Origin of the sequence: Calothrix sp. NIES-2100 (genome assembly GCF_963875285.1) — a bacterium.
Taxonomy (GTDB): domain Bacteria; phylum Cyanobacteriota; class Cyanobacteriia; order Cyanobacteriales; family Nostocaceae; genus Aulosira.
Genome location: NZ_CAWNLA010000001.1, coordinates 5,235,551 through 5,262,452, shown reverse-complemented (window position 1 = coordinate 5,262,452; position 26,902 = coordinate 5,235,551). Strand labels below are relative to the sequence as shown.

Annotated in this window: 22 protein-coding genes; 10 read left to right on the top strand and 12 right to left on the bottom strand. The window is 41.9% G+C overall.

Annotation, left to right across the window (positions count from 1 at the left end; genetic code table 11):
* Nucleotides 1-10 precede the first annotated feature (10 nt).
* Together sbcC and AACU32_RS21605 are read right to left on the bottom strand one after the other, a co-directional pair.
* Nucleotides 11-3,037, bottom strand: a complete 3,027-nt coding sequence (sbcC, locus tag AACU32_RS21610; protein ID WP_096603133.1) for an exonuclease subunit SbcC — start codon at nucleotides 3,035-3,037, stop codon at nucleotides 11-13.
* A 594-nt stretch (nucleotides 3,038-3,631) separates the two neighbouring features.
* The gene (locus AACU32_RS21605) at nucleotides 3,632-5,248 is read right to left on the bottom strand and encodes a mechanosensitive ion channel family protein (RefSeq protein ID WP_096603131.1); all 1,617 of its coding nucleotides are present in this window, start codon (nucleotides 5,246-5,248) and stop codon (nucleotides 3,632-3,634) included.
* A 499-nt stretch (nucleotides 5,249-5,747) separates the two neighbouring features.
* Between AACU32_RS21605 and ahcY the strand changes: the two genes are divergently transcribed.
* Together ahcY and AACU32_RS21595 are read left to right on the top strand one after the other, a co-directional pair.
* Complete coding sequence (gene ahcY, locus AACU32_RS21600) at nucleotides 5,748-7,025, top strand: adenosylhomocysteinase (RefSeq protein WP_096603129.1); 1,278 nt, start codon at nucleotides 5,748-5,750, stop codon at nucleotides 7,023-7,025.
* 164 nt (nucleotides 7,026-7,189) lie between these two features.
* Nucleotides 7,190-7,570, top strand: a complete 381-nt coding sequence (locus AACU32_RS21595; RefSeq protein ID WP_096603128.1) for a hypothetical protein — start codon at nucleotides 7,190-7,192, stop codon at nucleotides 7,568-7,570.
* A 102-nt stretch (nucleotides 7,571-7,672) separates the two neighbouring features.
* On the opposite strand, the gene AACU32_RS21590 is transcribed toward AACU32_RS21595, so the two are convergent.
* Nucleotides 7,673-8,593 carry a hypothetical protein gene (locus AACU32_RS21590; RefSeq protein WP_339378153.1) on the bottom strand — a complete coding sequence of 307 codons (921 nt, stop codon included), beginning with the start codon at nucleotides 8,591-8,593 and terminating at the stop codon, nucleotides 7,673-7,675.
* A gap of 207 nt (nucleotides 8,594-8,800) precedes the next feature.
* On the opposite strand from AACU32_RS21590, the gene AACU32_RS21585 reads away from it, so the two are divergent.
* The 5 genes from AACU32_RS21585 (at nucleotide 8,801) to AACU32_RS21565 (ending at nucleotide 12,989) form a co-directional block, all read left to right on the top strand.
* The gene (locus AACU32_RS21585) at nucleotides 8,801-9,007 is read left to right on the top strand and encodes a hypothetical protein (RefSeq protein ID WP_096603124.1); all 207 of its coding nucleotides are present in this window, start codon (nucleotides 8,801-8,803) and stop codon (nucleotides 9,005-9,007) included.
* Between the two features lie 543 nt (nucleotides 9,008-9,550).
* Entirely contained in the window at nucleotides 9,551-10,267 is a 717-nt protein-coding gene (locus tag AACU32_RS21580; protein ID WP_096603122.1) for a CHRD domain-containing protein, read from the top strand.
* Nucleotides 10,268-10,583: 316 nt separating this feature from the next.
* Nucleotides 10,584-11,408 carry a metallophosphoesterase gene (locus AACU32_RS21575; RefSeq protein WP_096603120.1) on the top strand — a complete coding sequence of 275 codons (825 nt, stop codon included), beginning with the start codon at nucleotides 10,584-10,586 and terminating at the stop codon, nucleotides 11,406-11,408.
* Nucleotides 11,409-11,591: 183 nt separating this feature from the next.
* Nucleotides 11,592-12,287 carry a class I SAM-dependent methyltransferase gene (locus tag AACU32_RS21570; protein WP_096603117.1) on the top strand — a complete coding sequence of 232 codons (696 nt, stop codon included), beginning with the start codon at nucleotides 11,592-11,594 and terminating at the stop codon, nucleotides 12,285-12,287.
* A 162-nt stretch (nucleotides 12,288-12,449) separates the two neighbouring features.
* Nucleotides 12,450-12,989 carry a DUF3172 domain-containing protein gene (locus tag AACU32_RS21565; RefSeq protein ID WP_096603115.1) on the top strand — a complete coding sequence of 180 codons (540 nt, stop codon included), beginning with the start codon at nucleotides 12,450-12,452 and terminating at the stop codon, nucleotides 12,987-12,989.
* A 101-nt stretch (nucleotides 12,990-13,090) separates the two neighbouring features.
* Here AACU32_RS21565 and AACU32_RS21560 read toward each other — a convergent pair whose 3' ends face one another.
* The 4 genes from AACU32_RS21560 to AACU32_RS21545 form a co-directional block, all read right to left on the bottom strand.
* Complete coding sequence (locus AACU32_RS21560; protein ID WP_096603114.1) at nucleotides 13,091-14,017, bottom strand: AMIN domain-containing protein; 927 nt, start codon at nucleotides 14,015-14,017, stop codon at nucleotides 13,091-13,093.
* 184 nt (nucleotides 14,018-14,201) lie between these two features.
* Nucleotides 14,202-14,723 (bottom strand): hypothetical protein, encoded by a 522-nt coding sequence (locus tag AACU32_RS21555; RefSeq protein ID WP_096603112.1) that lies wholly within the window; start codon nucleotides 14,721-14,723, stop codon nucleotides 14,202-14,204.
* Nucleotides 14,724-14,727: 4 nt separating this feature from the next.
* Nucleotides 14,728-16,902 (bottom strand): cation:proton antiporter, encoded by a 2,175-nt coding sequence (locus AACU32_RS21550; protein WP_096603110.1) that lies wholly within the window; start codon nucleotides 16,900-16,902, stop codon nucleotides 14,728-14,730.
* 290 nt (nucleotides 16,903-17,192) lie between these two features.
* On the bottom strand, nucleotides 17,193-18,482 hold the full coding sequence (locus AACU32_RS21545) for a cation:proton antiporter domain-containing protein (protein ID WP_096603108.1): 1,290 nt from the start codon (nucleotides 18,480-18,482) through the stop codon (nucleotides 17,193-17,195).
* Nucleotides 18,483-18,725: 243 nt separating this feature from the next.
* Between AACU32_RS21545 and AACU32_RS21540 the strand changes: the two genes are divergently transcribed.
* Nucleotides 18,726-19,220: a GNAT family N-acetyltransferase gene (locus AACU32_RS21540; RefSeq protein ID WP_096603107.1), complete on the top strand. Its 495-nt coding sequence runs from the start codon at nucleotides 18,726-18,728 to the stop codon at nucleotides 19,218-19,220.
* 66 nt (nucleotides 19,221-19,286) lie between these two features.
* Here AACU32_RS21540 and AACU32_RS21535 read toward each other — a convergent pair whose 3' ends face one another.
* Complete coding sequence (locus tag AACU32_RS21535) at nucleotides 19,287-19,622, bottom strand: hypothetical protein (protein WP_096603105.1); 336 nt, start codon at nucleotides 19,620-19,622, stop codon at nucleotides 19,287-19,289.
* A gap of 234 nt (nucleotides 19,623-19,856) precedes the next feature.
* Here AACU32_RS21535 and AACU32_RS21530 point away from each other — a divergent pair, with 234 nt between their 5' ends.
* Both AACU32_RS21530 and AACU32_RS21525 read left to right on the top strand, forming a co-directional pair.
* Nucleotides 19,857-22,478 (top strand): colicin uptake protein, encoded by a 2,622-nt coding sequence (locus AACU32_RS21530; RefSeq protein ID WP_096603104.1) that lies wholly within the window; start codon nucleotides 19,857-19,859, stop codon nucleotides 22,476-22,478.
* Nucleotides 22,479-22,531: 53 nt separating this feature from the next.
* Nucleotides 22,532-23,119 (top strand): hypothetical protein, encoded by a 588-nt coding sequence (locus AACU32_RS21525; RefSeq protein WP_096603102.1) that lies wholly within the window; start codon nucleotides 22,532-22,534, stop codon nucleotides 23,117-23,119.
* A 115-nt stretch (nucleotides 23,120-23,234) separates the two neighbouring features.
* On the opposite strand, the gene AACU32_RS21520 is transcribed toward AACU32_RS21525, so the two are convergent.
* From AACU32_RS21520 to AACU32_RS21505, 4 genes are all read right to left on the bottom strand, one after another.
* Nucleotides 23,235-23,483, bottom strand: coding sequence for an NIL domain-containing protein (locus AACU32_RS21520; RefSeq protein WP_096603100.1), 249 nt, complete (start codon nucleotides 23,481-23,483; stop codon nucleotides 23,235-23,237).
* 124 nt (nucleotides 23,484-23,607) lie between these two features.
* Nucleotides 23,608-24,486 (bottom strand): sulfate ABC transporter permease subunit CysW, encoded by an 879-nt coding sequence (gene cysW, locus AACU32_RS21515; RefSeq protein WP_339378151.1) that lies wholly within the window; start codon nucleotides 24,484-24,486, stop codon nucleotides 23,608-23,610.
* Entirely contained in the window at nucleotides 24,473-25,342 is an 870-nt protein-coding gene (cysT, locus tag AACU32_RS21510) for a sulfate ABC transporter permease subunit CysT (RefSeq protein ID WP_096603098.1), read from the bottom strand. Before cysT ends, cysW begins: the two co-directional genes overlap by 14 nt.
* Before the next feature lie 102 nt (nucleotides 25,343-25,444).
* On the bottom strand, nucleotides 25,445-26,608 hold the full coding sequence (locus AACU32_RS21505) for a sulfate ABC transporter substrate-binding protein (protein ID WP_096603096.1): 1,164 nt from the start codon (nucleotides 26,606-26,608) through the stop codon (nucleotides 25,445-25,447).
* Nucleotides 26,609-26,902: the final 294 nt, after the last annotated feature.

Here is a 26,902-nt window from a genome sequence, read left to right as displayed (position 1 = left end):
TGCCCGAAATTTAAATTAACAACCGTACTTGTGAACCTTGTTGATTTTTATTGACTTCAATCCGGGCTTGAAAAGCTTCTTTGAGGTGGGGCATATGGGTAACGGTGAGGATGCAGGCAAAATCGGAGGCGATCGCATTAATCGCGGCAATCAAGCGATCGCATCCTTCTGCATCTTGAGTACCAAAACCTTCATCGACAATCAACAATTGCAACGCCGCCCCCGCCCGCTGTGCCAATAATTTCGCCAGGGCGAGGCGAATGGCAAAGTTAATTCTAAAAGCTTCCCCACCAGAGTATGTTTCATAAGCCCTTGTGCCTCTCGCATCGGCAATTAAAATGTCTAGAGTATCTATCAGCTTGACATTTTTCTTGGTTGATTTCCCATTGCGTCCAGCTTTTTGGGTAATAAATTGCACATGAAGCTGATTGGCGCTGAGGCGAGAAAGTAATTGATTCGTCTCAGCTTCCAATTGCGGCAACACGTTTTCTATCATCAGTGCTTGGATGCCATTTTTACCAAACGCCTGGGCTAATTCCTGATATACACGCTGTTGCTGCTTGCAAGAAAGCAATTGCTGCTGCTGTTGTTCGTACTGAACTTGTAAGGCTTCGAGTTGCACCGCCAACTGTTCTAAACGCCCTAATTTGGCTAATTGTTCATCGAGTAGTCGTCTGCGTACTTGCAGTTGCTGTTCTAAAGCTTGAATTTGCGCAGTCGGGTTAGCAGTTTCCTCTAACTGTTGTTGAATACTGTCGATTTGGCTAGCTAGTATTTGCCGTTCAGCCAATCGCGCAGTTTTGGCTGCTGCTAATTCTTGCGATCGCGTCTGGAGTTGCGGATATTGCTGCTGGGCTGATAACATCTGTTGATGGCGTAACTGCCAAGATTGATTTTGTCTGACAGCCATCCGCAATTGATTGTGCTGCTCAGAACTGTAGCCGAGTTCTGTAATATAACGATCGAGGGCGGCTATTTCTCTGGCACAGTCAGAATCAGTGTGTTCTTGCTCGATTCTCGTTCTCAATTGGGCAATAGCAGCTTCTAGCTCTGGTTTGCGGGCTGCGAGTTGGGTTTGGCGCTTATTTGCGTCTTTAATCTGCTGGAGTTTAATTTCTGCCCACCGCCAGCGCTCGACTTCACTCCGCGCTAGGGCATGATCTTGCTCATTATAATTGAGTTGTTGCAGATATTGGTCTAATTGCCGCAGTTCAGCTTGTTTATCTGGGGCGTAATCACCTAATTGTAGCGATCGCTCTAAATGTTGTCTTTCCAGCGCAATTTGTTGTAGTTGTTGTTGCACATCGCTGGTAGCTTCTAGTTGGGCGGCTAACTGTCCCCGTTGTTCGCGCAAAGTATCATAAGTTGCTAACTGTTGAGATATATCTCTGTATTCTTGCCTAAGCACTTGAATCTCTCTGTCCGATACAGCCATTTGTTCTCGGACTACCCAAAATTGACCCTGTGTATCTTTTAACTCTTCTTCAGTTTTTTCCACCACTCGGTTCCAGTGATGTTCATCAAGGGGACGTTCACACAATGGACACAGCGCATTGGGATTTTGGAGCATTTGCAGTTTTTGCTCTAATTCTCCCATGAGTTTCTCATAATCTCGTTGATGCGCTTGCAGCCGTTCAATAAAATGTCGCCTTTCCTGTCCTTTTTCTTGGACTCGTTGCAAATAAACCCGCTTTTTCTCCAATTCTTCAATTTGAATCGCCACATCCATCACTGCTTGTTGGAGTTGCGGTTGGCGATGTTGCTGGCGTTGGAGTTGATTTTCTGTCGTTGCTAGCTGTTCAATCCGCGCCACCAAACCCGCATGAAATCTATCGAGTTGGCTTTGTAAAGTTGCGCGTTGTTGCAATAAGGGACTCACCTGCATTTGCAGTTGATCGAAATGCGCTACCCGTTGACGTGCTGCTGTGAGTTGGGCTAAAGCAGTTTCCACCTCAGCGGATTTTGTCAGCGTTTGCTGAATTTCTCGCTCTTGTTGCTGCAAAGCTTCTAATTGGGCTTGGGCTTGTTGCAGTTGGCGTTCAATTTCCTGAATTTGTTTGCTTAGTTGCTGTTGCTTTTGTTGACGAGTTTGCCCAGCGCGGCTATATTCTACAAATTTGGTAGCAAAAGCTTCTTCTTGCGATTGCAGATTTTGATAATGAAGATATCCGGCTTTAATTTCGGCTTCTTGACTTAATATCTTTTCTAATTCGGAGATTTGACTTTTAACAGCTAACTGTTCTTGTTGGAGGCGATCGCAATCTTGGGTAAGATTTTGGTATTGCTGTCTTACAAAACTCAGTTGTTCAACTTTAGTTTGCCGTTGGTGCTGGACAACTTGCAAACTTTGTAATTGAATCGTCTCAAAAGCTTGCACCTGTTGCAGTTGGTTATGTTCTGCTTCTAACTCGGCTTTTTGGGCTTGAGTAGTCTCCCGTTGTTGTAACTGAATTTTAATCGACTCTAAAGAACGCTCCAATTCCTCCGCCCGTGCTTTAAACTGACGGGATGATTCCTTTGCTCGTTCTTCCAAATCATCATACTGATTGAGTTTTAATAACTCTGCTAAAATCTCCTTGCGTTCAGCCGGACGCTTGAGCATAAATTCATCCGCCCGACCTTGACGCAGGTAGGCAGAATTAATAAAAGTATCGTAATCCAGCTTGATATGTTCTAAAATCAAATCTTGGGTGGCTCTGACTCCTTTACCTGTCAGCGGGCGAAAACCAGAAGGCGTTTCGATTTGAAATTCCAAAGCACTAGTTCCACTCCGTACACGGGTGCGAATTACCCGGTATTTTTGCTGATTACTTTGGAAAGTGAAATCAACCCGAACTTCTTTAGATCCTGAATGAATCACATCATCTTCAGCAGCGGCGCGGCTTTCACCCCAAATTGCCCAAGTGATTGCTTCCAGAAGGGAAGATTTACCCGCACCATTGGAACCACAAATACAAGCTGTATGCAAACCCCGGAAATCTAAAGTTGCATCACGATAACTGAGGAAATTTTTAAGAATTAGTTGTACTGGGATCATTGAGGCTATTGGGCCACATTAACTTTTAATGATTAACAGTAAAGATGTACTTATTGTTAGTTTAGCTATCTACATCTTGCTATTCTAGTCTTGAAGACTTCAATTTTACAAAAATTAACAATATAATGATGAGTTTTTTCTTGTTGGCTGAAAGATTTTTGTCAACTTCAAAGAAAAATGAAACTTTCCCTCAATTCATCTCTCTGCTAAACCTCTCTCCTATAAAGCTGCGGTGTACACACAAATCCTAAATTCGGAGTTAGCAAAACTGATTACCCTCTGCGTCCTCTGCGGTTCAAAAAATTGTCCTGAAGGGCGGGGAAACCCATACGTGTCAACTTAACGTGAAACCCTTGCCAAGATATGATTTGATACAAAATCACGTAGCACCAAGATCCGCGCTACCCCACCCCAGTTTTGTCTAAAAGCCAAAACGTCCCCTCCCCGTTTACGGGGAGGGGATTGAGGGGTGGGGTAAAATGCCTGTGGAATAAGCGTTTTGACTTAAGTTGACACCAATGGGGGTTTTCCCGCCCCTACAAATACATTTGTCGTATAAATTATGACAAATGACAAATGACCAATGACTAATGACTAATTAGCTTTGCCATTCTCCTGGAGTTGCTGCAATTGCGCATCATTGATCCAAATCGCTTGTTGAGGTACAGGAATAGTGATTCCGGCTTGATCAAAGGCGATTTTGAGACGACGGCGGTATTCCCGCGCCACATCCCATTGTTTGAGTGGCTGAGTTTTAATCCAGACACGAATAATTAAACCGCGATCGCCAAAATTATCAACTCCCAAAACTTTTGGTGTTTCGACAATCTGATGCTGCCATAATGGATCTTCATCCATATCCATAGCAACAGTGCTAATTATCTTCAGAACTTCGTCGATATTAGCTTGGTAGTCTACGGGAATGGTTAAATCGGCTCTTGACCAACGGCTAGAAAGATTTGCAACGATTTTGATTTCACTATTGGGAATAGTGATTAACCGCCCTTCGGAATCCCGGACTTGAGTCATCCGCAAATTCAGATTTTCTACTAAACCTCCCACTGTTCCGACATTAATCACATCGCCTAAAGCGTACTGGTCTTCTAGGATAATCAAAAAGCCGTTAATCGCATCTTTAATCAGGTTTTGCGAAGCTAGGGAAACTGCAACACCCACCAGACTCGCACCCGCTAATAAGGGGACGATATCTATCCCCAAAGCGATGAGTGCTAGGAAAAAGCCAACTGTCACACAGGTAATAGTTGCAATACTTTTAGTTACGCCAGAAAACGTAGAAACACGTAATTGTAACCGTTCGGAAGTATCGGAGTTAAATAAAGCACCGCTGCTGATGAGAGTGGAGGTAAAGCGGTCAATCAAAGCGTAGCTAAAACGGATCGCTACATAAGTTCCCAGCGCTACAATACCCAATCTCAGGGGAATTTGCGCAGCTGAGAGAATTGCTAATTGCCAAACTCGCGTGTAGGGGAATAGACCTAAGATGATAAAAGTACCACCTCCCCAAATTCCTGTTTGAGATAGCTGAAACAGGCGTTTTTTAACTTCGTGTAAATGCTGATGTTGCTGTTGTTTGAGTTGAGTAGTAATTTGTTGGGTTTGGCGAGAAGCCGGGGGAGTAGGATTGATTGTATGTCCTGAAGAACGACGCTGCCAACTATAGACACCCCAACTAGCCAAGAGCATTGCCACTGCGATCGCAGCTGCTATTTTACCCTGATCGATGATGTATTGCGTATTTCGCTCTTGTTTAGCTCTTTGCAAGGCTTCTTGCAAAGTATCTGTGATTTGATTGGCTGTAAGTGTTGCATCTTCCTCTCGCAGTCTTGCGTCTTCAGAAGTAACGGTCATCAGGTATTGACCGTTGATGGTAATTACAGGGACTTCTTTGACTTTTTCTACCTGGACATTGATGGTTTGTGCAGATGAACGCAGGTAATTTTGGCTAATTTCATTCAAGTTTTGTTGAATATTTTGCGATCGCTCTGGAAAATTGCTTCTGGTTGCTGCTATTTGAAACAACCTGCGACCGTCTAAATAGATCCAGCCATTAACAATTCTATTGTCTGAATCTTTACTTACACTACTAGGAGTTGGCAAGTTAGGTAAAAAGGGAATTTGGGCTGTAGCTTTGGGTACTGAGACAACGGCGATCGCCATTGAACTCATCAGCGCCAAAAATTTAAAGCGCACTCCAACACCTCCTTGCGTAAAATCTTCTGTTGAATTCCTCCCCTGCTATCCTCCACAATAAATTTAAGTAAATGTACCTATCTAAAGTTTAATTTGTCTTTTGAGGTGAGATGTTTTTGAATTTGCTTATTATCTATCTTTAGGCAGATGACATCATACTTTATTTACTGTTTGTAAGGACTACAGGAGTTTTGGATATTACTTTGATCCAGGATAAAGGAAAAATTAAAAAAGTATAAATTAAAAACGCAGTACATATGCTCACAACCAGCGGCGCAACAGCAGTTGTTTTATAATTCAAAAATTCATATTTGATGTTCATAAATTCATCATTCCACTTGAGCTTTCGGTTGACATAAGAGCGATCAAACGTCAAGCTAGTTCAGAGAACCTTCGACTAGTGTTTGGCGATTACAGCCAAAAATTGCCAGTCGTGGAATAATCTATTAGAGTACGTAAAGGTTACGTACCTTTTTTGACTTTTTAGAGGACATATTTGATGACCGCAACTTCTCCCCGATTAAAGCACGAGGTTAAAGACCTCGCCCTAGCTCCCTTGGGAAGACAGCGCATTGAATGGGCTGGACGCGAAATGCCAGTTTTACGGCAAATCCGCGATCGCTTTGCTCAAGAAAAACCCTTTGCAGGGCTGAGACTAGTGGCTTGTGCCCACGTTACCACAGAGACAGCACATTTAGCGATCGCGCTGAAAGCTGGTGGTGCAGATGCAGTGTTAATTGCTAGCAATCCCCTCTCAACTCAAGACGACGTAGCAGCTAGCCTCGTTGTCGATCATGAAATTCCCGTTTTTGCCCAAAAAGGCGAAGATAACGAAACCTATAACCGCCACGTCCAAATAGCTCTCGACCACCGCCCCAACATCATTATTGATGATGGTAGTGATGTCGTTGCCACCCTCATTCAGCAACGCCAACATCAAATTGCTGATTTGATTGGTACCACCGAAGAAACGACAACCGGAATTGTGCGGCTACGCGCCATGTTCAGAGATGGCGTTCTCACCTTCCCCGCAGTCAATGTTAACGATGCTGACACCAAGCATTTCTTTGATAACCGCTATGGTACAGGGCAATCCACCCTAGACGGGATTATCCGCGCCACAAATATCCTGCTGGCTGGTAAAAGCATAGTCGTTGTCGGTTATGGCTGGTGTGGTAAAGGTACAGCACTCCGCGCCCGTGGTTTAGGTGCCAATGTAATTGTCACCGAAATCGACCCCATCAAGGCAATTGAAGCTGTAATGGATGGTTTCCGCGTCCTGCCAATGGCAGAAGCCGCATCTCAAGGTGACTTATTTATCACAGTTACAGGTAACAAACACGTAATTCGTGGTGAACATTTCGACGCGATGAAAGACGGCGCGATCGTCTGTAACTCTGGTCACTTCGATATTGAACTTGACCTGAAATACTTGGCTAATCAAGCTAAAGAAATCAAGCAAGTACGTCCCTTCACTGAAGAGTATAAATTGCCAAGCGGCAAATCAGTGATTGTTTTAGGCGAAGGCCGCTTAATTAACCTCGCCGCTGCGGAAGGACACCCCAGCGCCGTTATGGATATGAGCTTTGCTAACCAGGCTTTAGCAGTGGAATACCTAGTGAAGAACAAAGGTAAACTCGAACCTGGTTTACACTCAGTTCCAAGAGTTGTGGATGAAGAAATTGCCCGCCTGAAATTAGAGGCTTTGGGAATTCACATCGATACCTTAACAGCAGACCAAATTGAGTACACCAATTCTTGGACTTCTGGAACCTAAAGCTAACCCTTAATTTAGGGTTGCAGATATAACTTAATTGTTGAATGGGATGGGCAAGTTGCCTATCCCATTTTTATGTGTTTAAGTAGTGTTCAATAAAATTTATGGCTCATATTGCTACTTAATTATTGCATTCTGGTAAATCAAAAAATGGGAAGAAGAGAATGTTAAACGATGCTGAACGTTATATTCCTTCAGAAGAACAATATCTAGAGGCATTTTACTCAATTTATGAAGGATTAACTCCAGGACACAAAGCCATCTTGGATAAGTTGTATCAGCATTGTTACTTTATGAAAGACAATCGCAGATTACGAACTTGGCAATTATCCCAAGCTGCGGAATATGATGGTGACTCTCCTGGGCAAATAGGTCATTTAGGTGCAAAGTTCTGCAAATTTTTTGGACTAGAACATGATGAATTTGGACAACCAGCACTAGCAATAATTAGTTGGTTTAAAGATGAAATAAATGGCTATTGGTATATTGAGTTAATCCCCGAAGCGGCTAGAGCATTTCAGCGTTTTCGCCTGGAAATTGTCTAATCTAAATGTTAGCTCTTAGCAGGACCATCGATACCGCTGTGGCTGGAGTTGCAATTATGTAAATAGGCGATCGCAACTCCAACCCGTCGAACTCATGTATATTTAGCGATCGCTGTTATCATCTGTAGTAAGTTCCAAATCTTCCTTAGAAGCAGGCAGAGCTTTTAGATCCCTACCTGCAATCCTCTTTTGTTGCTGCTTTTCAAATATGTTTGAAGCCTTTTCAAAAGCTTCTTGAATGGTTGAGGTTTCACAAATTATCTGCTCAACCTTCTTGTGGCCTGTAGCTAGTTCTTCAAATTTAGGCACCCAAAAATCATGTATATCAGGAACAGCACCAATGATGTCGTAAGGGCTAGGCGCAATGTATATGAGCAGGCTAAGGCCCCATGCTTTGACACGTTTATACAAGGGATTATTCTTGTCATTATCCTTAAGGCTATGCTCTGCCATCACTAAATCACTCACCAATAATTTAGTAGCTTTTTCTAGCCCTTCAGTCCCGTCTATATAATATCTGCGTATTGCTTTTAGTATATCTTCAATCCGTTCTATCAAAAACCTCTTTAGCTCTTTAGATAAATCAGATTCAAAAATTCTCTCCAAAAGACTGCTGAACTCACTTTTGAGTTTATCTAGAAAGTCCTGCTCTAGAAATATTGCAGGATTCTGATCATTAAAAAAATATGCTAGTGCATCTAGTGTATTGAGAACACCTTTATCCTTAATATAAGTAGCAAAAGTTTCCCATTTTGTGTTCCACACATGATTAACAATAAAAACGTGATGCAGTTCCTCTATTGTCTGTAGATATCTATTTATGTTTGCTTTATTTCTTATGGTTCTCGCTTCCTCCTCAGCCTTATTCAAAAGCTCATAAAAATCCACAATATTTTGGGGCTGATTACTTAGCTTCATTACCTTTAATAAGATAGGCCCAGATGCTTGATTTCTATCTCCATTGCTAACTGCCTCAGTAAGCATTTCTTCCAGTCTTCGTAGAGCATTAGATTGCTGCATCATTCAACTCAAGTATATATATGGCAAATCTGTGAATTCAGTTATATTATAGACATTCAAAATTAAGTAGTAGAGTAAGTGATGCTCATGGCAGACTAATAACTTGCTGGGAGCGGATTGACGCGAGATTTTAGTCTGGATACAAAGGTTACTTGCAGCGAGCCACTGAACCCCCTTACAACGTCCAAATTCCAATGGAAAGGTAAACTTATGCAAGCCAAACTTCAGGAGCAACTTTCTTCCGCTGATGCCGAAGTCATCTTAGAACGCTTACCTGAACAAATTCGAGCTGCTCTAATTACTCGCGCTGCTGAAATTGAATATCCAGTTGAAGCAGTTATTGAGATGGCGATCGCTAGTTTCCTTGACACAGAGGCGTTAGGTTTTGCAGATTGCAAGCCAGGACGCGGACAATAAAATTTTTACGCAGTAACCTCCAAAAATTTGTAGGCAAAGCATCTAAAAAACACAAAACTGAAGGTTTCAAGGCTGGTTCGTGATGCATTGCAGCCGAGAACCTGGATACTGGAAACGTCGTAAATAGTCGTAGTTGCTAGCAAGCGAACACTGCGATGCCTTCTCTTCGAGACGCTTCGCGAACGGCAACGTCTCCGACGAACGCATTTTTAGCCGAGAAAATTTCGTATAATCGCCTCAATTAAGTAATTTGGCAGAATTTAGGTGTATAATTCAATATTCAAATAGGGATATGAGATCGAATAATTCCGGATAACTCTCCCAAATCGGGTAATTAAGCGGAAATTTACTGTCTAATCAATAGTTAACGGGTAATAAAATTTAATATCTCTAAAACTAAAGTTCTGGCGTTGCATAAAGTAAGGGATGATTGAGCAAATTTAAAAATCTTTCCCCCTGTTTTCCATAGCTGCCTACATTCATCCTACTATGTTGCAACGCTAACTAAAGTTCTCTTACATACCTATCTATCAGGAGAATGTGATGCGTGCTAAAAATATATTTACCACCCTGATTTTTCTAGTGGTTTTTGCATGGGTAACTTTATTCACTCAACAGGGAATAAATACTTTTGCCCAAACTAGAAACCAAGCAGTAACCTCCAGCCAGTCGAGTAAAGTTGACCTTAACCTCAGTAAGAGTAAAGAAATTGGTTTTGTTTACGAAGCTTTTTTGAGTCCTCATCAGGAACCAGGTGAAGAGGAGAATGCACCAAAAATCATCCCGTCATCTCTGCGATCTACAGCACCTTCTGTTAAGAGAAATCAGCGTAAGTCAGCAGGACATGGGGTGGTGCGATTCACTAAAGACTTGAGTAAAGCATTTGTCGATGTTCGGGTTGAAGGCGTAAATGCCAAAGATATAGTCATGTTTCATATCCATTGTGGCAACCCAGACGTACTCGGACCGATTATAGTTGACTTTGCTCTTGCTGGCGACATTCAGCAGAACTTCGCTGATAATCTTTTTTCATTAGAAGTGACAAATGAAAATATCGAAAAGACCGCTAATTCTGCGAGTGATATTGTAGGGGTTTACACCTTAGGATGTCCAATTGAATCAGGGAAACCGGGAAAAGTCAAAACAATTGCGGGAATGGAGCAATTTGCCAAACGTAGCGAACTTTACTTTAACTTACATACAAAAGGTCAGACCTTTTTCGGAGATATGCGGGGTAAACTCAATCCAGTACAGAGTTAACTTCCCAGGACTGCTGAAAGAACTTAATCGCCCGTTGCTACTTAAGCGATCGCACTAATCTGTTAAGTAGACGGGCGATTTAATTTTGCACAATTACTTATGAGATTTGATTTCTCCAGTAATTCTGGAAAGAATGCTGGGTGCGTTAATGTAGTGTTATGCACCAAATGCAGAAGGTGCTTTACTAAAAACTATGCATTACCCGCACCGTAATGCATCCTACAGAATTTCACTACCTCTAGTTATTCCCAATGACTAATGACTAATGACTAATGACAACTGACCAACTTTTATTTGTGCTGCTTTATTTAAGAAGATGGATTTACTTTCAGAACCTTTAAGTACGGAATATTTAAATATTGAAATTCCCGGACTATCTCAGTCATTACGCAATACTAAGATAGTTCAAATGTCAGATTTTCATTATGATGGATTGCTGTTATCTGAAGAATTGCTGGCACAAGCAATTAATACTAGCAATCAATTTCAACCTGATTTAGTAGTACTTACAGGTGATTTTGTCACTAATATTCCCCAACCAATATATCAACTAGCAAAACGTTTAAAAAGCTTAAAAAGTCGGGCTGGTATTTATGCTGTTTTAGGCAATCATGATTTATATTTTCCTAATTCCAAAGCCGAAATAACTAAGGCTTTAACTAATGCTGGTATTCAAGTTCTGTGGAATCAAGTAGCCTATCCTTTAGGTTCTGGGTTAGCATTAGTCGGGCTTCCTGATTATTGGTCGCCGGAATTCAATCCAGCATCGGTCATGGGGCAATTGGATGTGAATACGCCTCGGATTGTATTATCTCATAATCCAGATAGTGCAGAAGCATTGCAAAAGTGGCGCGTGGATTTACAACTTTCAGGACATACTCACGGGGGTCAAATAGTGATTCCCGGAATTGGTTCTGTACCTTACTGGATTTCTTCATCGCGTCAGAACATTCCGGAATTCCTTTGGCCTTGGATACCTTTTTTACAGGGAAAATGGCCAAAAGTTGTAAAAAATTGGCAATGGAGTCAAGGTTTACATTGGGTGGGAAAAAACCAACTTTATGTGAATCGTGGTTTAGGAACTTTTCCCCCTGGACGTTGGTATTGTCCGCCAGAAGTAACTGCGATCGCTTTGGTTTAGTCATTTGTCATTTGTCATTTGTCATTTGTGAAGAAATTATAGATTGTGGACTGTGTTCACTGAGTTTCGACTATGCGGGAATCGAGCGAAGTCGAGATTCAACTACTACGAAGTTGAGATTCAACTCCTGCGAAGCCGAAGTGTTGACTATGCACTTTTGACGAAGATAAAAGATAAACAAATATGAGTGACGCACTAACTGAAAAAATTCAACGGGATTTTGACAGGCTGGCTTTACTTCAGCCGGTGAACTGGGATCATAATAATCATTACCACGGTTTTTTACTCCAGCAATTATCACCCCATTGTGAAAGGATTCTCGATATTGGCTGTGGTACTGGAGTTTTTACTCGGCTGTTAGCGCAACGGGCTGATCGTGTGACGGCGGTAGACTTATCTGCGAAAATGATCGAAGTCGCGCAGCAACGGTCTCAAAGTTATGCCAATATAGATTTCCAAGTAGCGGATATATTGCAATGGCAGTTTCCCTTTGAGTATTTTGATGCGATCGCTTCGATTGCTACAGTTCATCATTTACCCTTGGAAGTATTATTACCCAAAATTCAGGCGGCTCTCAAACCGGGTGGTAAGCTGGTAATTCTTGATTTGGTGGAATCAGAAGGGATACAGGATTTAGTAAGCGATGGAATCGCTTTTCCCTTAAACTTGACATTGCAACTATTGAAAAACAAACGCCTCAGACCGACACCAGAAGCGATTGCAGCATGGCAAGAGCATGGTATGACAGACAAATATCTGACGCGATCGCAAGCAAAACAAATATATCAGCAATTTTTGACCGAAGCTCAAGTCAGAAAGCATCTGTTCTGGCGTTACTCAGTTGTCTGGGAAAAATCATCCCCTCAGCAACTTAATTAATCACACAGACTACTAGCCTTTCAGTTAAGCACTAAAGTCCTGACTACGAAATAATTGACTAAGAAGTTGCGGGCAATTCTCGCCAATAATCGGCATACTTAAAGAAGGAGAGCAGTTTAAACAACTCTCTGCTATCTGAGGCGTGAAGGTAAACCAGCGACAATGAGACGTACAACCACTAGTAGATCGGCTAATAGTTCTAAATCTTCTGCATTCCAACCTTCTCTATTTAACTTCACCACCATAGCGATTTTGGGGGGCGTTCTTGTTTTAGGAATTGGAATTGGCATTGCTTTTAGCTCGACAACCACTTTATCCCCATCTAATGTGGCTTCCCGTGAATTTATTGATACCAAAGCACCAAACCCTGAGATTTGCGTGCAATACGGAGCCAGCGCTATGGTGATGGATGCGAGACTTTTTGTCACTCTCAATCCTTTCAATGTCTACGTTGCTCAACCTAGTATGCGCCCTGGATGCGTTCTCCGCCAAAATAACTGGGCACTTTTAGAGCAGCGAAAGCTAGTAACATCTGAGCAGGTAAGAGAATGTAAGAACCGCCTGAACACTTTTGGCTTCACAGGTAACTTGGACACTGACAAACCTGATATTAGATGTATTTACCAGAATGAGTCTGCGCAAAACTTTTTCATGTCTCAACCAGGAGCAGTTGCGCCAACGCAAGAAACGGATAGATTTTAATAGTTTACTCACCAAAGTCAAAGATGAGGGAGTAGGGGAAGATGAGGATGCATTGTCCTCCTTGTCTACCTTGTCTCCCTTCCCTCATCCTCCTTATCCGATTAATTTCGTGTTTTGGGAATAGGTTGACCAAACTCAATCACTGGTGTTTCTCTAAAATTAGATGGATATTGAGGAATTGTGGGAATGGGAAAATCAGGCTGGGTTATTGGAGCAGGGTTGCTCAAGTTATTAGGTTGATTGGAAAAAATGGGTGGAGGAAGTGTAGAACTGGGTAGTTGAGATTGGTTATTAGGTAAAAGAGGCGGTACAACAACAAATGGTTGCTGTTGGTTAGTCGGTATTACTGGCAAGTTGTTAGATGGTGGCGGTAACGTAAAAAAGGGCAATTGTTGGTTATTAGTTATTGGTTGACTAATAGGTTGTTGTGGATAGTTATATGGGATTTGGGGTAAGTTATTAGGTTGTTGTGGATAGTTTACAGGTTGTACAGAATTCCTATAACTCGAATTGAAAGGACGTAAAACCCAACGTGTGGGATTTTTTTTAGACACAGGTTGCAATTTCACCTGATTTGGATCTAAATAACTTCCTGGTGCTAAATCCAAAACAATCCGAGTAACACCTGGATTCAATTGAGAAACACGGACTCTTTGGATAGCTCCAGAATAATTTTGTTGTGTAGGAACATAGCCCAATTTAGTATTAGGTAAATCTACAACAATCCGGGGGGGCTGGGGGAGATAAAAGTAGTGAGGTGTTGTCCCTGCTGAGAGCGAAAATTCTAGTTGTAGAGACTCTGGAGAAAAGTTCCAATTATCAAGTCTAACTAATGGTGCGCTAATAGTTCTTCCATTAGTTTGCGGTGGTAAATTTGCAGAATTGGGAGCTTGTAGCTGCTTCGTTACTGGGTTCGCACTAATGCTACCTGCTTGCAGCGCAATTGATGTATATACACCAAACCAGCTAATACCAAATAGCAACTTGCAAAATTGGCAAAATTTTTTAGTCTTTAAACCTTTGTCCATGATTTTTATCTTTTGTATCTTGAGCTATCTGGCATTTTTCTATCCTGGTTAATAGATAATTCGTCATTTGTCATTTGTCATTCGTCATTCGCTATTCACGTTTAAGGTGAATTAAGTTTTGCGACAGTTGTAATTTACTAGGTCGTTCCAAAACAATATTTTCAATTACGAATTACGAACTATTTTAATGGCTTTTTAACTTCTGAGATCTCTCCTGATTTTTTTCTGGTACAGCAGTAAATCTAAACGTTCTAGTGCTGCCACTTAAGGCTAATTGACCTGTTAAATTGCCTTTGTCCAACAATTGCATTTGCATTGTAGCTGAGTGAACGAGTGAATTTGAGGCAGAGGCAATATTACACAGAATGCCTCTGTCAATTTTCCCAGATAAACTTAGATTTCTATCGCTGAAAATGCCAGATAGATAATCGTTTTTTGGATGGCTATTGGGAGTTTCAGCATTAGTATTAGCTGCTACGAAAGCAGCATTTAAGTAAATACCTGATTGCTGAATATTGAGGATTAATTTCTCTGGTTTTTCACAGTTGGGGATGTCTTCTACTAAAGCAAGACGATAGTGACCCTGAATAGCCGGAGGAGCTTTGAGACTGGTTTCTCCGTAAGCGCTGACAACTTTAAACAACAAGAGAACTCCAGCTATTGTCACTCCATAAAAGATTAAGGATTTGAATTTAAAATTATTCATGTTGTCACATTTTTGCTGCTGATTCTTGAGTGCTGATTTCCGAAAGAACGGAGGATAAATGAGAGGTGACTTGACTATAGCGACGGGTGATCAGCAAAGAAGAACGACATTGAATTGCTAGCTGATCTGTGTATCTTCCTAGGGTTTGGCGTTCGATACCCCAAGCGCGGCTAGTACCAGCAATTGTCAGGTCTACGGCTTCGGAAGCTGTGACGACGGCTTGAATTGGCTCTGGGGCTTGTATCGGTTTGATTTCAATGCGATCGCGTACATTCTTTGGTAATCGCTCCATCATCGTGTGTAGCTCATAACTCAATTCATCGTTGACTTGATTTTCGGAAATCAACTGTAATATTTGTAACATACAAGTATCACGATTGATCAGCAATCTCAAGGCAAGTACCAGGGCTAAATCATCATGGATATTTGCCGAGTAGGGCACTAACAAGCTTTCTAATCGCTCTCCGCCTCGGTCAATAAAAACTGCTACATCTACGGGTGCAGTGGTGAGAATTTGACCGACTCTACCGCCTAAGCGATTGTTACTAAAAGCTGGGCGATGCCAACCGACTAAAATCAAGTTAGGTTGCTCAATTGTGGCAATTTCTGCGGTTTCTCTAGCAACGTTGCTGGAAATACGGATTATCGGTTGGACATAAGAACGTGTTGTGGGCGGTTCGAGAGTATTAATTAAATCTTCTAGTTGTTGACGGCGTTGCTCAATTAACCGGTTAGCCTCAACTGGTGTATTCTCAAACGCATAGTCTTCTTCAAATTCAATCAGACTGAGGGGATGAACTACAGCAGGTTGACGATAGTTGAGGGCGATCGCTACTGCTAACTGCAATAAGCCCTTTTGGGTGCTAGGATTAGCTACTGGTACTAAAATTCGGTACTCGCTACCAACAGTAGTTTCTCCTTCGGTTTCTGTCAGTTCTGGCTCTAAGCGATCTAACCTGATCAGTTTTTTCGGATATGTCCATTCCAGTAATGGTGAGGTCATAAATGTGGTGACTAATGCCATAATCACCAACATGGTAAAGAGTACAGGAGAAATGACACCTAAGTCTAAACCAATGTTGAGAACAATTAACTCGGTCAAGCCGCGAGTATTCATTAACCACCCCAAGGCTGAGGCTTCTCGTTTATTAATCCCACTGACACGAGCTGCGACATAAGTACCAATATACTTACCTGCGATCGCCACTCCTAAAACTAATGCACACATTAACCACAATTCTGGACGGTTGAGTAACCCAATTTGCGTCCGCAACCCACTAAAAGCAAAGAACACCGGGAGCAAAAATACTAAGACAAAATCTTCGGTTTTTTCCGCTAATTCCCTGACTAAATCTGCATTTTTGGGCATGGCTGCACCGAGTAAAAAGGCTCCAAAAATCAGGTGAATGCCAATTAATTCGGTAATCAAAGCCGAAGCGACCACAGCCATATAAATCAAGGCTACTACTAATTGACTTAAGCGCCCTGTGCGCTGGTAGTAGGTGGCTAGGCGTTGCAGAAACCAACGCCCAGCTGTGAGCATGAAGCCGATATAGAGTATGCTTTCGATAATTGTGGGGAATGCACCGACAATATTACCTTCTCTGGCAACTGCGATCGCTACTGCTAACAAGCACCAAGCTGTGACATCATCCACAGCGGCGCAAGTTAAAGCCAATGTCCCTAAGCGCGTTCCGTGCAAGTTATTCTCTGTAATAATCCGTGCTAGTACAGGAAAGGCTGTAATTGACATCGCCGCCCCCAAAAATAGGGCAAAGGCGGTAAAGGACACACTAGCATTAGAAACCAGCGGATAAAGCAACATCGCTAGCAGTGTGCCTAAAGAAAATGGCACTAAAATACTCACATGAGAAGTCAAAACTGCTGTTTCTAACTGACCACTGAGGTATTTCGGATTAAGCTCCAACCCAATGAGAAACATGAAAAATATCAGTCCCACTTGCGACAAAACATTCAAAAATGGAATTGTCTCAGGTGGAAATACGGCTTCGGCTACTGATGGCGCAATCAGACCGAATAGAGAAGGGCCAAGCATAATCCCGGCCACAATCTCACCAATTACCAGCGGTTGCTTCACTGACTTAAATGCCAGTCCTACTAACCGTGACAGTCCAATAACAATCAGCACCTCAAACAAAACGAGTATTACTGTGTGCATAGTTTCCTCGACAGTGACTATCCGGTTTCCCTAAGATGATTCTTCAAATCACTAGAAAATGTCAACCTTTTATACACACTCCAGGTATAATCGTGCCAGGTTATGATGTTAATTCTTGTTACAACATTGATGGAATCATCAGCAATTAAGTGTGGTTAATTTAACACTCAAGATAATTCGTAATTCGTAGTGACGCTCGTTCCTCGCTACCGCTTCGCTAACGTAATTCGTAATTATTACGCCAAGAGTGTGAGGTTTAGCAATGCTAGAACCTTAGAGCAAATTTGGGCTTACGCGGGAGATTTTTCGTAACTTGTACCTTGCAATAAAAAGGCAACTAGTGGCGATGCCATCAATGTTGTGACAATTGCCATAATAACCATGATAGTAAATAAAGTTGGGGTAATTACTCCTTGCTCCAAACCAATATTGAGGATAATTAACTCCATCAAACCACGGGCATTCATCAGCGCCCCAATAGTTGCTGATTCCCGCCAATTTTCGCCGGCGAATTTGGCGGCTAGCATACAAGCAATACCTTTACCAAGAATGGCGATCGCCACAATTAACAGTGTAATTCCCCACAAAGTAGGTGTATTTACTAGTCCAATTTGAGTATTAAGTCCAGAGAATACAAAAAATATCGGCAGTAAAAACGCCGTAGTCAAAAATTCTGTGCGATCGCGGACTTGTTCGGCAAATTCTCCTCTAGGCATGGCTGTGCCTAAAATAAAAGCACCAAATACTGCATATATGCCTATGGCATCAGTAAACCACGCACCAAACATCAACACCATCAACACTAAAGTCAAAGTCTGAATTGTCACACCACCATCTTTGTCAGTCATGCGAGTAAAAATAGTTAATGCAGGCCTACCCACAAACACTGTTAATAATACGTAGCCAATGCCACCACCAATGGCAAAAGCAGCAATACTACTATTAGCATTGATACTCGCTAGGACAATAGCTAATAAACACCATGCAGTCGCGTCATCTATGGAACCTGCTGCTAATGCTAAAGTGCCAAAGGTAGTTTTGGCGATACCCCGTTCATAGAGCATCCGGGCTAACATGGGAAAGGCGGTAATCGACATAGAAGCGCCTAGATATAAAGCCGCAGCCCAAGGAGTCACTCCCGCTTTGAATAAATCGCCCTTACCGTATAAGAAAAAAGCGGCGATCGCACCTAAACAAAAAGGCGCAATTATCCCTGCACCAGATACCAAACCTGCACTCTTCAGGCGCTGCTTAATCAGATCGGTATTAAATTCCAAGCCAATCAAAAACATATAAATTACCAACCCAATTTGACTGATAGCAAAAAGAATTGACATGGAAGGATTAGGGATTTTTGCTCCCGTCGCTAGCAATAGAGGTGCTTTGGGAAATAGCCATTGCTGTAACTCTGGGCTAATTAAGCCAAACAATGACGGCCCCAACATCACACCAGCAATCATTTCACAAACAACATCAGTTTGTCCCAGATATCGTTTCCCAAAAATAGTTACCAGCCTACAAGTTACCAAAATTACCGTTAATTGCAGTAATAGCTTGAGTACTAGCTCAAAATTTGACATTTTATCTTCCTGATAAATAATAGGGAAAATCCTTTAGATATAGCAATCTTAAGGCAAGAGCAAGCTGATCGCGATCGCTGAATTTAGATCCCTGACTTCTTGAAGAAGTCGCTGATCTGGGTTGTAATTTAGAAGTTAGTTGTTTACAGATTGCGATCGCTAGTTAAACACCTGATGAAAAACCTGATACCTTTGTACAAATCCAGTCAAAAAGGCAGATAGTCTCAATGCCAGCCTGAAAATATGAATGCTAAGGAAATATTTCTGAGACCTGCACAACCAACAGATGCAAGGGTTCTGAGTACAATTCATATTGCTGCGATTAAAGCCCTACCAGCCACCTTCTATTCTCGCCAAGAACTCTTAGCTTGGCGCAATTACCGCGATCGCCCTGATGGTTCCAATATCTTCAAGCTGATTAAAGCAGATAATTTCTGGGTTGCTGTTGTCGATGATGTAGTTAGGGGCTTTGCTAGTTATATTATTGATGAACTCATAGCTTTATATGTGCATCCCAAATACCAAAGACAAGGAATCGGACGAATTTTAGTAGAGCATTTTTGCGAGCAAGCCAGGGAACAAGGTATAGATCAGGTGATGACAACTGCTAGTCTTTATGCTGAAGGATTTTATTCCCGACTGGGTTTTACTTTTATCGAGAGAACGCCCCATTATTTAAGAAAAGGGATATTTGTTCCAGTGACTAAAATGAGTAAACAGCTTGAGGCTAGGGGCTAGTACCGCTGAGCGGAAGTCAAAAGTCACGCATTCAAAAGTCAAAAGGATTGTATTCCTGGGATTTTCCTATAAGGGGCTAGCTTGAAACAGTGCATTGGGCTGTAGGGGCGGGGAAACCCAGCCCATAATCACCATTGATGACAAGCATTTATGAATTAAAGTCTCAAAAACAGCAAATGTAGTCTCCGAAATCGCAATTGTAGTCTCAAAAACAGCAATTGTCGTCTCCGAAATCGCAATTGTAGTCTCAAAAACAGCAAATGTAGTCTCCAAAATCGCAATTGTAGTATCGAAAGCAGCAAATGTAGTCTCCAAAATCGCAATTGTAGTATCGAAAGCAGCAAATGTAGTCTCCGAAATCGCAATTGTAGTATCAAAAGCAGCAATTGTCGTCTCCGACATAGCAAATGCGTCAGCGTAGCTAGCTGTAGGTATCGCATTCCCAGATTAAAGCTGCATGTTACAAACAATTGCCTTGCTTTCTCTGTAATCGAGACATTCATAAATAAATCGGTTAGGATGAAACCGAATTTATGGTGATAGTAACCTTGTAAAAATACAAAGCAAACAGAAAATAGTTTAAGTTATATTTCATTTTCCTAAAAATATTTACAAATTAAATACAACGATTAAATTATGAATACAAGTGAACGGAAACTGGAAACTAAAAGCGATGCTCCAGGGACTTCTAGTGGTGTAATTCGCATTAAACCCCAGCAATTTATTCATGTTTTAGATAATAATACTGGTGTTACCAGATTGGAAGTAGGGCCGCAAACGATAACTCTGCGCGATCACGAACGGTTGATATTAAAACCTGAGCCGATGATTGTGGTTCCACCTCGCTATTATTGTATTGTTGCTAATCCAGTACAACGAAATGCGGAAAATCAGCCGATTACTGATGACTTTGGTCAAGTAAAATTACGGTATGGTGACGCAGAAATTCGCTTTGCGCAAGAACCATTTCCACTTTATCCCGGCGAAGAGTTAGAGGAAGAAATCAAGCGCTTACAGGTGGTTGAGACTAATCAAGCGCTACGTCTGTTGTCGCTGCGAGATTTCACAGATACAATTACCGTTACCGTTGACGGACAAATTCAAACTAGGACTATTAACCGTTTAGCCGGGGATGAATGGCTGTTTGAAGGGCCAGGAACTTACATCCCCCGTGTAGAAGTAGAAGTCATCGAAACGGTGACAGCGCAAATAATTAAGCCCAACCAAGCTTTACGTTTGCTGGCGCGACAAAATTGCAGCGATCGCCTGGGTAATCAGCGCCGATCTGGTGAAGAATGGTTAGTCCGAGAAGAAGGAGCCTATTTACCAGGGGTTGATGAAGAAGTTGTCGGTATTATTAATGCCTATGTGTTAACAGAAAAGAAAGCTTTACATCTGCGGGCGCAACGCACATTTAACGATGTTTTTGCTCGCCAGCGCAAAGCTGGAGATGAATGGTTAGTAACTTTTGCAGATGCAGAAATCCATATTCCTGATGTTTATGAAGTGGTGGTAGGGGAAGTTAAAATTACCGTTTTGGGTGACAGAGAATGGTGTATTGTTGTTAACCCCATTGATGATGCAGGTAAACCGCAATTAGGAATGCGCGAAGTACGTCAAGGGAGAAATTCATTTTTCTTGCATCCCGGAGAATCTTTAGAAAAGGGTATCGAAAAAGTTTATGTTTTAGGTGAGCAAGAAGCGTTGTTACTCCGGGCGAAAGAAGCTTTTAGCGAAGGTGAAGGCGCAACTTTGATCCAACACCAACCTGGGGATATGTGGATGATTGCTGGGCCGAGAGATTATATCCCCCGTGTGGAAGTGGAAGTAGTAGAGAAACGCCAAGCTATTCCCCTAGATAAGAATGAAGGAATCTATATTCGCGATATTCAAACAGGGGAACTCAAGTTGGTGAGTGGCCCTCAAGCATATATGCTCACCCCCTATGAAGAACTTTGGCAAAAAGAACTACCAACAGTCGTTGAAGAACTACTAGCAAATAAATTTGACCCCATAGCCGATCGCGGACAGCATCACCAGGAACAAACAAATTTACCTCAAGGAAAAAAACGCGATCGCACTAAGGCGGTTGTTTTTCACGTTCCCCAAAACGCCGCCGTCCAAATCCATGATTATAAAGAAAGAACAGCCCGCACTGTCTTTGGCCCCGATTTAGTCATGTTAGGCCCGGATGAAGCCTTTACCGTATTGAGTTTGTCTGGTGGTGTACCCAAACAAATGCATCGGATTAAATCACTGGCTTTATTACTAGGGCCAGATTTTATGACAGATTTATTTACCGTGGAAACCTCCGACCATGCACGCCTACAACTGCGATTATCCTATAACTGGTATTTTGATGTAGACCGCCACGACGAACAAGCCGCCGCCAAACTGTTTCAAGTTCCAGATTTTGTTGATACTGTATGTAAAGCGATCGCATCTCGTGTGCGTGGTGCAGTAGCCGGGGTCAAATTTGATGAATTTCACCGCAATTCTGCCCGAATAATTCGCATCGCCGTATTTGGTACTGACGAAGCCGGACATATCCGAGAAGAATTCCGGTTTAGAACCAATAACTTGGTAATATTCAATGTTGATATTCAATCCGTCGAACCTGTTGACGAACGTACCTTAGACAGTCTGCAAAAATCTGTACAAATTGCCATTCAAATTACCACCGATGCTCAAGAAGCCGCAGCCCGTCATGATGCTGAACGTATCGAACAAGAAGCAAAAGCGAGGTTAGAAAGACAAGCAATTGTTGATAAAAGTGCAGCCGCCAGTGAACGGAAAAATTTGTTGGAATTAGAAGCAGAAAACGCCGCCATTCAAACCACAGGTAATGCTACCGCCGAAGCTAGAGCCAAAGCCGAAGCCGCGAGAATTCAAGGCGAATTAGCAGTAAATTTGGCACAACAAGAAGCTGAAGCCGCCAGGATTCGCGCCGAAGTAGAATTACAGCAATTACGCGATCGCCAAATGACGGAACTCGCCCATCAGCAAGCGCTGGTAGCTTTAGAGATAGAAAAAGCACAGCGTATGGCGGAAATTACTAGTGCAGAATTCCGGCAAAAAGTAGAAGCTATTGGGGCAGAAACCTTGATAGCAATGGCACAAGCTGGTCCAGAAATGCAGGCAAGATTATTACAATCTTTGGGATTGCAGAGTGTTTTAATTACAGATGGTCGCAATCCGATTAATCTATTTAATACAGCCCAAGGCTTAATTAACCCAATTAATCCTAATAACTCGTAGTCAGCACTTCAGTGCTTTAAAATTCAGGACTTCATTACTAAAGATTTTAATTTATGTTAAGAGCAATTTCCCTGGCGATCGCTACTTTGGTTATCCCCTTAACCAGCTGCACCCAAAGTTCTGTAAATGCTAACAATCCTACCAATCCTAGCAATCCTACCAATCCTACTCCTACCAATCCTACCAATTCTCCAATTGTTCAGAATCATAATCAATCAACAGCAATAACTATCGAACGTCTAGGAATAGGTGGCATAAAACTTGATATGCCTGAGGCACAAGTGATAAATATTTTAGGTAACCCTGTAAACGTAGAAAATCAATTTATGCCAGCTATTGGTAAAGTTCGTACTCTTAAATATGCAGGTATTACAGTTGATTTAGCTGAAAATGCTCAAGGAAATAACTTTACTGTTTATCAAATAAAAGCAACCGCTGCTCAATATGCCACCTTAGATGGCGTTAAAGTAGGTGACATTCTCTCAACAGTAATGAAAACCTATGGAAACACAGATGTTAACAAAGAAGAAAATCTTACTCGTTTAAATTACTCAATTGAAACCCCCAGCCCCGCAGGGTTAAATTTTATGGTTGATAACGGCAAAGTTACAGAAATTCTCTGCTTTTACGTTATGAATTAAGCAGTTCTAAATCATTCATTCATGAAAAGTTAGCTCCCCGACTTCTTCAAGAAGTCGGGGAGCTGGAAGCAGCGAATTTTCACAAATTATATAGGATTGCTATACCAAAATAACCTTACCAATTACCTGGGTTTGTCTCATCCCAGATTTGCAAAGATAAATCCTGGAGATAGTTTAATGCGCTTTGAATTTGTGCATCTGTTCCTTGCAATTCTAAGTCAAACCAACCATCACCAATAGCATTAGCTCCCAAAATAGCCGCAGTAATATTCACAATCAGACCATAGTCAGAAACTAAGCGAGAAATTACAGGTTCTTGGTGATAGTCCTTAGGAATTTTTAACCTGATTCGTTTATTAGTCATTGGTCATTTGTTATTTGTCATTTGTCAACAGTCTGTAGGGGCGGGTTCTGTGAGGTCTTTAAACAGAAAACAGATATGTCGGTTAAACCCGCCCGTACAACAGTCAACAGTCAACAGTCGCAACTCAATCTACATCCTTAATGCGGGTTTTGCGTTCTAAAATCTCCTTCAACACCAAAGTAACTACTGCTAGGAGTGCTAACAGTACAGCAGCAGAAAAGGCGGCTTCAGTTTCATACTGTTTATAAGCATCTTCAACAAACAGTGGTAGACTCTGGGTTTTATCAGCAATATTCCCAGATACAACTGAAACTGCGCCAAATTCACCCATTGCTCTGGCATTGGTTAAAATTAAGCCGTAGAGTAAGCCCCAGCGAATACTGGGTAGGGTAACACGCCAGAAGGTTTGCCACTCATTTGCGCCGAGTATTCTTGCTGCTTCTTCTTGATCCTTGCCAAATTCTTCTAAGACGGGAATCACTTCTCTGGCGACAAAGGGCATACTGACAAATGCTGTAGCCAGTATCATTCCAGGAAAAGCGAAAATAATTTGGATATCATGTGCTTGTAGCCAAGGGCCAAACCAACCATTTCGCCCATAGAGGAGGACAATCATTAATCCGGCGACTACTGGCGAGATAGAAAAAGGGAGGTCAATAATACTTAAGACTATAGCTTTACCAGGGAAATTATGACGCGCGATCGCCCAAGCTGCACAAAGTCCAAAAACTGCATTGATGGGAACAGATATCAGCGCTAGTAATAGTGTGAGCCAAGCTGCATGGAGAAAGGCTGGTTTAGATAAGTTGGCTAAGAAAGGCCCAACCCCTTTACCAAAAGCTTGGATAAAAACATTGAGTGCTGGGATATATTGAACCAGAGCTAAATAAGCGATCGCAATCCCAATCAAAAGTGCCGGAACCCAACTGTTAGTCTGTTTGTTGGGTCTAACTATAGCTTTATCAGACTTAGATGAATGAAGACTTGGCTCATTTACTGTCATATCTTCTTGACCACGCTTGTAAGAAATTAATTGCTAAAAGCAACACTAAGGAAATTCCCAATAACACTACGCCAATTACAGTTGCACCAGAATAGTCATACTGTTCTAGCCGTTGAAAAATCAATACAGGTGCAATTAAATCTTGGTAGGGCGTATTAGAAGAGATAATGACAGTAGAACCATACTCCCCAACTGCACGGGAGAAACCCAAGGCCATACCAGTCAGAATTGTCGGAAATAAAGGTGGTAATATAACTTTCCAAAAAGTCTGCCATTGGGAAGCACCTAAAGACCAGGCGGCTTCTTCTGTTTCGTGTTCCATTTCTTGTAGTACAGGTTGCACTGTCCGCACAATAAACGGGAGCGAGATGAAAATCATTGCTACCCATACACCCAAACGAGTGAAAGATACCTTAATTCCTAGCGGTGCTAACAGTGAACCAATCCAACCATTATTACTGTACACTGTCGCCAGTGTTAAACCTGCTACCGATGTAGGCAAGGCAAAAGGTAAATCTACGGTGGCATCAATGATGCGTTTTAAGGGGAAGTCATAGCGCACCAATACCCAAGCAATCAGAGTACCAAATACCCCATTGAGCAACGCCGCCGAGATTGAAGTAACAAAAGTGACATTATATGTTGCTAATGCGATATCACTAGTAGCGATCGCCCAAAATTTGGCTGGCGGTTCCGTACTGGCTTTGAGAAACATCGCCGCGATCGGGACGAACAACATAACTGTCAGGTATACCAAAGTAATGCGCCAAGTCCAGGGAATCCGACCCAACTGTTGCAGGAATCCTTTCCAGGCGGGAGTTTTACTGTCAGCTTCTACAGAAGGAGATAGAGTCATAGTCAAGAGTCAGTTGTCAGTTGTCAGTTGTCAGTTGTCAGTGGTCAGTGGTCAGTTGTCATTTGACCAATGACAAATGACCAATGACAAATGACTAATTACCTATTTCTTTGCAGCTTGAATTTTATCGAAAACCCCGCCTTCAGCGAAGAATTTCTGATCAATTTCCGCCCAACCGCCAAAGTCTTGGACTGTACCCAAAGTCTTCACCTTGGGGAATTTATCTGTAACTTCTTTAGTTTGAGCAACGCTTTCGTCTACAGGTCGGAATCCCAATTTGACAAATTCTTGTTGTGCTTCTGGAGTATAGAGGAATTTAACAAAGCCTTCTGCTACCTCACGAGTACCGTGTTTATCAACGTTTTTATCAACTACAGCAATTGGATTATCAATGGATATATTCACATCAGGAACGACATAATCAACTTTCTCACCTTTTTGCTGTGCCAAGATCACTTCATTTTCATAGTTAATCAAAGCATCACCTTGACCTTGCTTGGCAAAAGTATCAGTAGCTTCACGAGCATCTTTAGCTAAAATCGGCACGTTTTTGTAAACTTTGCCGACAAATTCAGTTGCTTTCGCTTCATCGCCACCAGTTTTAATTACAGAGTTCCACAATGCCAGAAAATTCCACTTAGCAACACCAGAAGTTTTGGGATCTGCGGTAATGACTTTGACACCATCTTTACCTAAATCTGCCCAAGTTTTGATACCTTTAGGGTTACCTGCGCGAGTAATGATTGCGCCTACAGATTTAGAAACAATCCCATTATTAGGGACTTCCTTCTCCCATCCCGCCTCAATCAATCCGGCTTTTTGAATTTTTGCTGTATCTCCAGCCAGTGCTAAGTGAACAATGTCTGCTTCTAAACCATCAATCACAGCACGAGTTTGAGAACCAGATCCGCCATAGCTTTGTTTGAAGGTAACAGTTTGGTTATGTTCTTGCTTCCATTTTTCGACAAATTTAGGAATAATAGCTTCGTGAGCGGCTTTGGTGACAGCGAAGGAAACAAGAGTTAATTCTACATTTTGTTTGTTAGCAGCGACGGGACTAGCTGCTGGGGTTTCACTGGCAGAATTACCACTATTGCCACCAGAGCAAGCAGCCAGGGCTACACTCAATAATGTCCCTACCAAAAACATTGATACAAAGCCTTTGAGCGAATTGAACCTAAAGGTAGTGATAATTCGTTCAATACTCAGTTGCGTAGGCTTAGCCCGTCGTAGACATCGCTTCAGCTGGCTTTTCCACAGACTCATTCTCGATTCTCCTCTATAAATATCTACGGTTATTCTATAGAAATACCGTATACACACATGGTATATAAGATAATGGCAGGTATTCCTGGTAAAAGGCAAGAGAAAAACTGCATATTCCTATCGGGAATATGGTGATTTTACCAGTTTGCTAGGCAATTCAACTACTTTGATTCAAAATAATTGCCAAATTTTTATCACATCATCATGATTAGGTTCATAGTCTTGAGTGGCTTTAGAAACTCCTACAGGTAAACCATGAATTTTTTTTCCCGGTAGTTTTTTGGAGCTGCTTTG